The following is a 10,054-nucleotide window of genomic DNA, read 5'->3' on the forward strand; positions in this document are numbered from 1 at the left end:
AGCCGGTCGACCGCCGCTGGCACCGCGACGGTCGACCGGCTTGATCAGTGCGGCCTCCTCAGCAGGTGACCTGCACGATGGGCGACTGTGTCGTCATCGTCAGTGACGGTGGGTAGTAGCCGCCGGGAGCGGTGTACGTGTGGATGCCCTTGGTGACGTAGTAGTTCGGCACACTCTGGCAGATCGTGAAGGCGACACCTGTGTACGTCTTGTTGCCAGGACCGGAGTTCAGGCCTCCGACCGACACCAGGAAGAAGCCGCTGCCTGGGACGTACTGGTACAACTCGGCCTGAGCACCGATGTACGGGATTGGCGCGTCACACCACGAATCGGCCTTGCCGTCGATGCTGCCCGGGATGCCGTTGCCGCCGGTCGACGCATGTGGGTACTGGGCCCGTGCGGTGCAGGTGATCACATTCTCGGCGGCCGCCATGGCCGGCCCACGAGCGGTCGGCTTCCGGCTGAACGTGGGCGTCGTCGCTGCGGCCTGCTCCCCGGCCAGAGCCTGTGCCGCTGCGAGCACCGGCTGTGGGATCGTCCCGGCACCTGTCGCGGACTCTGCCGCACTGGCCGGAGTGGCAACGGTGGCCACGGAGACCGCCAGCAGTGCGGCGAGCCCGATGCCGAACACGCGACGTCTGAGCATCTTCCCCTCCTAGAAATCGTTCCCCGAATTTGCAGGGGAATCGGAAAACATGGTGAGGAAACTATTCAGCGAAAAGTGCGTCGGCGTCTTCGTGAACAATCGCAAACCTGCGCACCGACCGACCCCTGTCATTGTCATGCCGCGCAACGGGCCGCACCGACCCTGACCTGTCGGCACCCTGGCGAAGGGACGAGTCCCGGTATGCGGTTGACCTGGTGTGGCAATTCGGTTGGCGGATCATGAGGGCGCTGTGGTGAACCACGACCTGGGTGGTGACGACACGATCTGGCTGGTCGTCGAGATCCTGGAACAGGCCGCGTTCGGGTAGCGCCCCCTCGACATCGGCGTCAGTGGCGTCGGTTCTGCGGCCCCGGCCGGTGGCGAAGACCCGCGCCCGGGCGGACAGCTTCGGCAGGACGTCGACGACCTGCTCGCCATCGGCCAGGAGCCGGTCGGGCGACGAGAGCCACACGACCAGCGTGGGCAGCCGAGGTGAGAGCGACAGCCCGGGTGCCTCGACCGAAGCCTGGCCGGGCCACGGTCGCAGGTCTATGAAACGAGTAGCCGACGAGAGTGCGCACGGGGGTCTACAGGCGTGCCCCCTCGCCGTGGAGAATGGGCGCATGCGGCGCTGGGGTGGCGGAGTTGCGCGTCTCCCTGTCATCTGCGGGATTACCGTGCTGGGCGGGGTCGCCACCAACGTGGTTGTCGACAACGGCAAGGTCGACTGGGTCGCCGCGATCGTCGCCCTTGCCGCGACGATCGGCGTCGCGCTGCTCGGCAGCCGCCAGCCGACCGCACTCGTCACCGCGGCGGATCTGCTGGCCGCCGCGGCCGAGCTCAACGCGGAGATGCGCCGACAGTGGCAGCGGGAGGCAAACCGCCTGGGGCTGGCCACACCGGACGCCATCCGGTTGCCGCTGGTCTACGAGACTGGACAACTCGTTGCACCGTCGTCGCAGATCAAAGGCCGGTCGAAGGCCTCGCTGCCGAGACCCCGCGACGTGACCCACATCGGGGAGTTGTACCGCGCGCTGCCCTCCGGCCGGCTGATCGTCCTCGGCGAGCCCGAGGCCGGCAAGAGCGCGGCCCTCACGATGCTCGCTTCACGTCAGGACGAGGGCAGCCGTTCCCTGGTGCCGTTCGCGCTCACCCGGTGGGATCCGTTCGACCAGACGCTCGACGAGTGGCTGGCGGGGGACCTCGCGGGGCAGTATCCGGACCTGGTCCAGCCGCAGGCCGCGCGGCTGCTCGTCGAGCGCGGGCATGTCGTACCGCTGCTGGACGGCCTCGACGAGATGCCCAGCGCGAATCGGACGAAGGCCGTCGAGACGCTCGAGCAGGAGGTCTGGGATCGGCCGTTCGTGCTGACGAGCGTCAGGGATGTCTACGCCGAGGTGGTAGCAGCGGCCGGCGCACCCATACCACGGGCGGCTGTCGTGACGCTGGGCACGGTCACGGGAGCGCTCGCCGGCCCGTACCTCGCGGCCGGCCGCTTCACCGACGCGACACGCTGGGAGGGCGTGGCACCGCTGCTGCAGACACCTCTGATGGTGTACCTCGCGCGCACTGTCTACGACGTCCCCGGCGGCGACCCGGGCGACCTGCTGCGACTCGACGGCCGTCGCGCGATCGAGGAGCATCTGCTGCGCTCCTACCTCGCCGCCGCCTATCGCGACGACGGCCCGCGGCCCGGATGGCTGCGCGGCAAGTACACAGCGAGGAAGGCGGACTCGTGGCTCGGCTACCTCGCGCGGCTTCTACACCGGACCGGGACGACGGACATCGCGTGGTGGCGGCTGGAGACGGTCACCGCGGTGGGCGTGCGGGCGTGGACCGCGGTGGCCGCGTTCGCCGTGACGGCAGGGGTGCTGCCCGTCCTGCTGCTCGGCGATCTGCTCGGTAGTGTCGGCTCCCTCCTCGTGCTGTGCGTCGGCGGCCTGCTCGGTGCCGCGGCCGGGCTCCAGACCATGAATCTGCGCTCGGGCGAGCCGTACGGCACGCCGCCCGGGCATCGACTGCGTGACCTCGGCGGAACCGCCCGCAGTTGGGGCGTGGGACTGTACATGCTCCTCGGCATCGGGTTCGGCATCGCGATAGTGACCACAATCGGGAAGCCGACGCCGCTCACGGAGCCCCAGCAGCGGCCACTCGCCCTGTACCCGCTGCTGGCGGTACTCATGGGCGGATGGGTCTTCGGGCTCGACGCGGTCCGGGACCGGCTCCGGCGGCCGGTCAGCGGACGGGGCAGCCGGACCGGCGTCGCCCGGCTCCTCGCCGCCGACCGCCGGGTCACCGTGGCCGACGCGCTCGTTGTCACGGCCATGACCGGAGTGTTGATCGGCGTCCTCGCCACGGGCCTTGCCGACATCGCACCCGGCGATCCACCGGTCGGCCCCGCCTTCGTGCGCGGATTCCTCGTCGGCGTCGGGTACGGCCTGACCTACGCCCTGTTCGGTCGGGCCTGGGGGCGATGGCTCATCTACGCCCGGCTGCCGCTACTTCTCGGTCGCCGCCAGCCGACCCGGATGCTCGCGTTCTGGCAGGACGCTCACCGTCGCGGCGTCCTGCGCCAGGCGGGAGCGGTCTACCAGTTCCGCCACGCCCACCTGCTCGACCACCTGGCGCAGCGCCGCTGACCGCAACCCCACCATCTGGTCCAATGATCGAAAGCGCTTCCGCTCGGGCCGCCGGGGCGACCTCTGGTCAGCTGTCGGCAACCGGTAAGCGATCGACGGGCGGCTCACGCAGTGTGGTCAGCGGTTGTTCGCCCATGTTGGCCGCCTACCACTGGAGGGGGTGGCACCCTGAGCACGTGGACGGGACAGCGAGCTGGGGGAAGCTGACATCGGGGTTACGGTGAGCGGCCTCTGATGCGTACCGCGTTGGTCGTAGTAGCCGCGCTGGCGGCGGCGGTGGTCGTGGACCTGATCTCTGGAATGCTGGTCCGCCGCGTGGCCCGTGGCCGTTACCAGTGGTTGCTGGAGCCGCTGCGGCATGCCTGCCGCCGTCCGGCGGCGATGGTCCTGCTGGTCGGGGTGCTGTACTACGCCCTGCCGTTGGGTCCGGCTGGTTGGCAGCGTCATCTGCGGCACGGCGTCCTGGTGGCACTGGTTCTGTCCGGGGCTTGGTTGGTGATCAGGGCGTTGCACGTCGCCGAGGCGGCCGCGTTCAGTCGGCTGCCGGGTGACGCGGTAGCCAGCCGGCGGGTCCGGCGGGCTCGGACCCAGATCCGCCCCGTGCGGCGGCTCACCGTCGCCGTGGTCACGATCGTCGCGATCGGCCTGATCCTCATCACCTTTCGGCCGGTACGTCTCTTCGGCGTCTCCGTGTTGACGTCGGCGGGAGTGGTCGGCGCGTTGATCGGTCTGTCGGCCCGTACCGCGCTCGGCAATGCGTTCGCCGGTGTGCAGGTCGCTTTCGCTGATGGTCTGCACGTCGGCGACGTGCTGGTGGTGGACGGTGAATGGGGCCGGGTCGAGGAGGTGAAGCTGACCAATGTGGTGATCCGGCTCTGGGACGAGCGGATGCTCATCCTGCCGACGACGTACTTCACCGAGCGGCCGTTCCAGAACTGGACCCGGAACGAGTCCCGGGTGGTCGGCAAGATCCAGATCCATGTCGACCACACCGCCGACCTGGACGACCTGCGCCGGGAAGCGCGACGGCTGGTCGAGTCGTCACCGCTGTGGGATCGCGGCCAGTGGGTGCTCCAGATGGTCGACGCCACCCCGCAGACGGTGGTCGTCCAGGTGCAGGCCTCGGCCGCCGACGGCGCGAGTGCCTGGGACCTGCGCTGCGACCTGCGCGAGGGACTCGTCGCCTACCTGCGCGACAATCATCCGCAGTGGCTGCCCCGCACCCGCAGTCAGTATCAGCAGTGAACGCGCGAGTCCGGGCCGCCTGCGTCTTCTCGACCAACTCGACGGTGTCGGATCCTCGAATCCCTCGGCCCGGGGGTGGCCTAGGTGCCGATCCGGCGGGGCTGGAGCTGTCCCGACCCTGGCCCGGTCAGCTGCCAGAACTCCTGCGGCAATTGGTCGACGAAGTCCCCGTACTCCTTTGCGCTGACAGCCTCACGGAGGGTATCCAGTACGGCTCGCGCTCCGTCGGTGGCCACCTGGCGATCCACCCCTGCCCGAGACTGCACCCGTTCGAGGAATTCGGTGAGCCCGAACCGTTCCGGATCTTCGGTGGGCCTGGCAACCTGGCCTCGTAGTTCCTCGGGGAGTTGGACGGCGAGGTCCCTTGCCTGGCCACCAGTGATCCGTTTTGCCATGATCTCGAGCGTGGCGCGGGCGATCGGTTCGGCCTGCTCCGGCGGAACCTCGGGTCGTGCTGCCACAGACTCAATGAACTCGCTGTAGTTCACCTCGGATCCCCCCTCGAACGCGGACGGCGGAGAGTACCCGCCCCGGCTCAGGTGAAACGGTGGTGCGCCGCCCTCAGCGTGGTGGGGGAGGGTGATGGGTGATCCGATGGGCCACCCGCAGCTGGTACAGGCCGGCGCTGGTGATGGCGTAGAAGATGGGCAGGAGGAGAAAGATGGCCAGGCCGACCAGCGGCGCCAGCAGGTAGCCGATCAATCCCGCGAGGACGTACAGGACGACCCCGGCGATGGCCCGGACCCGCTCGACCGGAAAGAAGCCGTCCTTGGCCTGGTCCTTCAGCAGGTCGGGGTTCCGGGCCAGGTAGTGGTAGAACGCCAGCCACGTCGCGCACAGCAACGCGCCGATGAGCGCGTAGAAGGCGATGGCCACGCGCTGGTCGGTGTTGTTGTGTTCCTGCAGCGCGTGCGACACGACGATTGTCGGAAACGGCAGCAGCGCCGTGCTGAACAGTACGAGGAGGTTCATCCAGTGCAGGCCGCGATCGACCTGCTGAATGCGGTTGAACGCCGCCTTGTGGTTGAGCCAGACGACGGCCACGTACGAGTAGGACGCGAGATAGGCGACGTACGATGGCCACTGGGCCAGCAAGCCGGACAGGAGGCGTCCAGGCGGTACGTCCGGCACCCGGAGGTCCAGAACCAGCAGCGTGATGATGATGGCGAAGATCGCATCGCTGAACGCCACGGCACGGCTGGTGTCCGACCGGCTGCCCAGGTTCGTCTCCGGTCCGCTCACCGAGTGCGCCTTCCCAGGGTCGTCTGCGGCAAACAGTTGGGCAGTTCGGCTGCGAATGCGCGGTGCCCGCAGGTCGCTACCTCCGGATACGCCGTATCCGGCCACCGGGCGGACCGCGGTGGCCGGATGCGGGCGGTGGTCAACGTTTGAGGACGACCCTTCTCGCAGCGGCCCTGCTTGCTTTTGGACCCGGGTCGGATCGATCTCCCCGCGTTCGATGCGCTGCAGGCGATCCCTGTCCCGTTGCTCAGCACGACGTCACGGGGCCGATCACCAGCACCGGTACGGCCAGCCAAGCGACGAGGTCGTCGGGCGCACACCTGCCGTACGCCCGTACACCGTGCGCCAGTCGCCGGAGGCCAGCCGGCTCTTGGGCACCGGGCTGACTGTCGCTTCGGGCCAGTCTCACAGCCGCTGCTCGGCGGGAGCGGCAGCCTTTTGGGCGGCGGAACGGCCGCCGCCACGGGCTCAGGACCGGTCTGATGCGGCACAGTCAGCGCCGGTGCGGAGAAGGCCCCGCTCCGCGGGTGTGCTGCCTGTGGCGGCGGGTAACACAGCCAACCCACCGCTACCCGGGAAAGGTTGACATGACCCTCGCCAGCGAAGCGATCGAGATGCCGTCCGGCCAGACCATGCCCGTGCTCGGTCAGGGGACCTGGTACCTCGGCGAGCACTCCACGAGGCGGCGGGACGAGCTCGCCGCCTTGCGCACCGGACTCGACCTGGGCATGACCATGATCGACACTGCGGAGATGTACGGTGACGGCGCTTCCGAGGAACTCGTTGGCGAGGCGATCGTCGGACGACGCGCCGACGTCTTTCTGGTCGACAAGGTGCTGCCGTCCAACGCCAGCCGACGGGGAACCGTAGAGGCCTGCCGCCGCAGCCTCCAACGACTCGGCGTCGACCACATCGACCTCTACCTGCTGCACTGGCGCGGCACGCATCCACTCGCGGAGACGATCGAGGCGTTCACCGAACTCGTTGACGCTGGCGACATCGGGCAGTGGGGTGTGAGCAACTTCGACCTCTCGGACATGACCGATCTTCTCGATGCGGGCGGAAGCGCCTGCGCGACGAATCAGATCCTGTACAACCTCACGCGCCGCGGTCCCGAGTACGACCTCCTGCCGTGGCTACGCGAGCACCACATTCCGGTAATGGCGTACTCGCCGATCGAGCAGGGGCGGCTGCTCGGCCACCCCCAGGTCGAGGAGGTCGCCGCCCGGCACGGGGCCACTGCCGCTCAGGTCGCGCTGGCCTGGCTGCTGCGCCAGGAGACGGTCGCGGCCATCCCTCGATCGTCCAGGCCAGAACACACCCGGGAGAACGCGGAAGCGCGCGACGTGCAGCTGGCCGAGGAGGACGTGGCGGCACTCGACACGGCGTTCCCTCCGCCGTCCGGCCCGCAACCGCTGGAGATGTTGTAGGGCCGGAGGCCGTTCCGGTCACCTACCGCTGTGGGGCTGCCCGTCCTGCTCGTCTCGCCAGCCGCCTGGCTCGGGATGGTAGCCGTACGCGGCAGCCCGGACCGCCTCCTCGTTCTCCAACCCGGAGCCGATCGCGCCACCCACGGTGGCCAGCGAGCTGGTGATCCAGGCGAGCGTCAGGTAGTCGGTGAGGTTCACCGGTCGCTGCAAGGTCTGTTCCAGCACGGATGTGTCGATCAGCAATGCCCCGACGAGCACCGTTCCAGCGAACAGCACCACGTAGGACAGCGCCGTGGCCAGCGTGAGGGTGAGGATCGTACCCAGGTTGAAAAGCCGTGCCAGCTCGGCCGGTGTCTCGCGGGTTGGTCTCTCCCACAGGTCGTGCGCGACGATCAGCCAGGCCACCAACGCCGTCAACCCAAGCAGCATGATCACGGTGAGCCGGAATCCGCCGAGCGCATCACCCATCTGCCAGATGGTGTCCGTGGTGAGCGCAAATGCGGCAGCGCCGAACGCACCGACCAGCAACTTGGACAGCCCCAGCAGAGCGCGGCCAGGGCGGTTGGCCCGGACCATGCCGGTCAACAGCCGCACCCGGCCGATCAGCCCCGAGGCGACGTAGCGCCGCTCGCCGGTGTCGGCCTCGCCGACCACTCGGCGGACGGCGGGAATCCGACGTGTCATCTCGGCCGGTGGCACCCGCTGGTCGGAGGCGTCGGTCAGCAGTCGGCTTACCAGATCCGGAACGGCCGCGCGGGCTGCTCGCAGCTGGTGTAGGCCCAGCGCGGGCAGGGACACCACCGCGACGTGGCGCCGGGCGGAGGTCTGCGCGACCAGCGGCACCCGCTCGGCGTGCAGCGGCAGGTCGGTCAGGCAGATGGCGATGTCCCACTGGTCGCCACTGCGTCGTCGAGCGACATCGTCGAGCAGTGCCTCAACTCCACCGTCCCGGCGCGGTGCTACCTCCCCCCAGCCTTCCCGGACGGTCCACCGCACATCCGCGCCCAGGCGCTCGGCGAGCCGTCCGGCCAACTCGGCGCTGAGCCGCGCGACCACCCGGGCGGGCTGGTCCGGCGGGGTCGCCACCAGCCCGACGACGATCTCCGGGCGCTGCTGTTCGCTGTGGGTCATCGGTGCACCTCACCGGTAGCCGGGCTCGGTCGCGGACGGCGAACACACCGGGGGGCGTCACGCGCCGTCGTGGCAGCTCCCGTGCCGACTGAGATGGTGGTAGAGCCAGGCCGCCGAGCGGACCGCCCCGAGCAGCCGTACAGCGCCACCGCGACGCCCTCGTCGAACCGAGCGCCCCGCCCACGCAGCCTAAAAGACCATCCCGATGGGTGCAGCGGATTCAGAGGAAGGCGCTCCCGTGGCTCGCACTGGTGCACGAGGCAGGTGCCGAGGCGAGTCCCGAGCAGGCAGACATGTCAATGTCATCCCATCGCCACGTGTCGATGAGATCCAAAAGCTGCTTCCAACTGTCTCGAACGCGGCCAGAGGACAGCAGGCGAATGCGTAGGTTGAGGTCCCGGCTTGCGGCGATGGCATTACTGGCGCTCTCAGTTTTCTCCAGCCCGCTCTCTCAGGACGCGACGCAGGCTGGTGACATATTCCAGAATGTCGACGTAGTGCTGAAGCCGGTGGTCAAGCAGCCACCTCTGTTGCGAGCGCCGCCAAGCCTGCTTTACTCGGCGATTTTGGAGCCAGTTGTTCACCGACACGGTTACGATGGACGCCACGAGGTCGTTGACGACCGCGGGTAGCCATGCCATCGATTGAGTCGCGGACGCGCCTGCCGATTCGAGCATTCCCATGCCTTGGTCTGGGGTTACCAGGGGCAGGTTGCCATCGTCGATGGCGGTCGCGTTACCGGTGCTTGGGGTTCTAGCACCGTTGTACCCATCTGCCGCGACGCGACCGGACGCCGGTCGGGCCTGACCGCCGACCGGCCGGGCGCCGCTATCGGTGCGGCCCGTGCAGGGTTACGGCCGGCTTGGGCGTGGTCGTCACCTCAGAGGAGCAGAGCCACAGCGGTCAGCACGAGCCCGATCGCGGCCATCACGATTCCGGTGAGCCGATATTCCGAGGTCCTTGCCGGGTCGTATTTGACCAGGCCAAAGTGACCGACCAGGCGGGCCATTCCAATAGGTCGCCACGCCAGCAATGCGCCCGCCACCACGGAAAACACTCCTGCAATCAGCATGATGGTCATCGTCGGATGATAGCGCGGCTCAGGCGAAAGTCAGTGCGAGCAGGAGTGCCCGAGGCGACACTCGTCCGCCTCTCGCCACTGTGGAGCGGGAGGTCAGCGGCGTCGGCGACGGTGCCGGCTCACAGCCCCGGCCACAACCATCGCCACCGCCACCACGGCGGCCACTGCCAGCACGATTGACGCTCCAGCCAGTCCCATAACGGGATGGTACGTCGGCGCGTGGCCGCTGTCTCGTCCGACGCCGACGCGGTTGTCTCCAAGGACACGTCGGTGCTGGCCCTCGTGGATGACCCCGCAGGCCGGGTGGCAGCCGCAGCCTCCTATGTCGCACGCCTCGGCTTCGCCACCCATCTCCCGCTGAGTACGACCACAAACACGACAGCAGCAAGCATCCAGGCGAGCCAGGAAGGACCGTCAGGACGCACCACGGTCCATGCAACGATCAAGGACCCGATCATGGCCACCGCCAGAGCTACCAGATAACCGACACCGGCAGCGCTGGCTGGAATGGACAGGCGAGTTCCCCGGGTTTTAGCCGCGATGCGGCTACAGAGGTTGAAAGGCTGACGGTCGTCGGCGTGTCTGCGTGATCTGCGTCGATGGTTTCGGTAGGCCGGAGGCATGAGGTATCCGGCTGGTG

8 protein-coding genes are annotated in these 10,054 nt (G+C 68.5%); 3 read left to right on the forward strand and 5 right to left on the reverse strand.

Annotated elements, in window-relative coordinates; genetic code table 11:
- Positions 1 to 58 precede the first annotated feature (58 nt).
- A complete protein-coding gene (locus AB0B85_RS28940) occupies positions 59 to 646 on the reverse strand; it encodes a hypothetical protein (RefSeq protein ID WP_357412129.1) in 588 nt (195 codons plus the stop codon).
- A 677-nt stretch (positions 647 to 1,323) separates the two neighbouring features.
- Here AB0B85_RS28940 and AB0B85_RS28945 point away from each other — a divergent pair.
- Complete coding sequence (locus AB0B85_RS28945; RefSeq protein WP_357412130.1) at positions 1,324 to 3,285, forward strand: hypothetical protein; 1,962 nt, start codon at positions 1,324 to 1,326, stop codon at positions 3,283 to 3,285.
- A 234-nt stretch (positions 3,286 to 3,519) separates the two neighbouring features.
- On the forward strand, positions 3,520 to 4,530 hold the full coding sequence (locus AB0B85_RS28950) for a mechanosensitive ion channel domain-containing protein (RefSeq protein WP_357412131.1): 1,011 nt from the start codon (positions 3,520 to 3,522) through the stop codon (positions 4,528 to 4,530).
- 80 nt (positions 4,531 to 4,610) lie between these two features.
- On the opposite strand, the gene AB0B85_RS28955 is transcribed toward AB0B85_RS28950, so the two are convergent.
- Entirely contained in the window at positions 4,611 to 5,018 is a 408-nt protein-coding gene (locus AB0B85_RS28955; RefSeq protein ID WP_357412132.1) for a DUF2267 domain-containing protein, read from the reverse strand.
- Positions 5,019 to 5,091: 73 nt separating this feature from the next.
- Positions 5,092 to 5,877 carry a TMEM175 family protein gene (locus tag AB0B85_RS28960; RefSeq protein WP_357412133.1) on the reverse strand — a complete coding sequence of 262 codons (786 nt, stop codon included), beginning with the start codon at positions 5,875 to 5,877 and terminating at the stop codon, positions 5,092 to 5,094.
- 482 nt (positions 5,878 to 6,359) lie between these two features.
- On the opposite strand from AB0B85_RS28960, the gene AB0B85_RS28965 reads away from it, so the two are divergent.
- Positions 6,360 to 7,202: an aldo/keto reductase gene (locus tag AB0B85_RS28965; protein ID WP_357412134.1), complete on the forward strand. Its 843-nt coding sequence runs from the start codon at positions 6,360 to 6,362 to the stop codon at positions 7,200 to 7,202.
- Positions 7,203 to 7,220: 18 nt separating this feature from the next.
- Here AB0B85_RS28965 and AB0B85_RS28970 read toward each other — a convergent pair whose 3' ends face one another.
- Together AB0B85_RS28970 and AB0B85_RS28975 are read right to left on the reverse strand one after the other, a co-directional pair.
- Positions 7,221 to 8,333 (reverse strand): hypothetical protein, encoded by a 1,113-nt coding sequence (locus AB0B85_RS28970; RefSeq protein ID WP_357412135.1) that lies wholly within the window; start codon positions 8,331 to 8,333, stop codon positions 7,221 to 7,223.
- A gap of 880 nt (positions 8,334 to 9,213) precedes the next feature.
- Positions 9,214 to 9,414 (reverse strand): hypothetical protein, encoded by a 201-nt coding sequence (locus tag AB0B85_RS28975; protein ID WP_357412136.1) that lies wholly within the window; start codon positions 9,412 to 9,414, stop codon positions 9,214 to 9,216.
- Between the last annotated feature and the right edge of the window lie 640 nt (positions 9,415 to 10,054).

Source organism: Micromonospora sp. NPDC049044 (assembly GCF_040649215.1).
Classification (GTDB): Bacteria; Actinomycetota; Actinomycetes; order Mycobacteriales; family Micromonosporaceae; genus Micromonospora.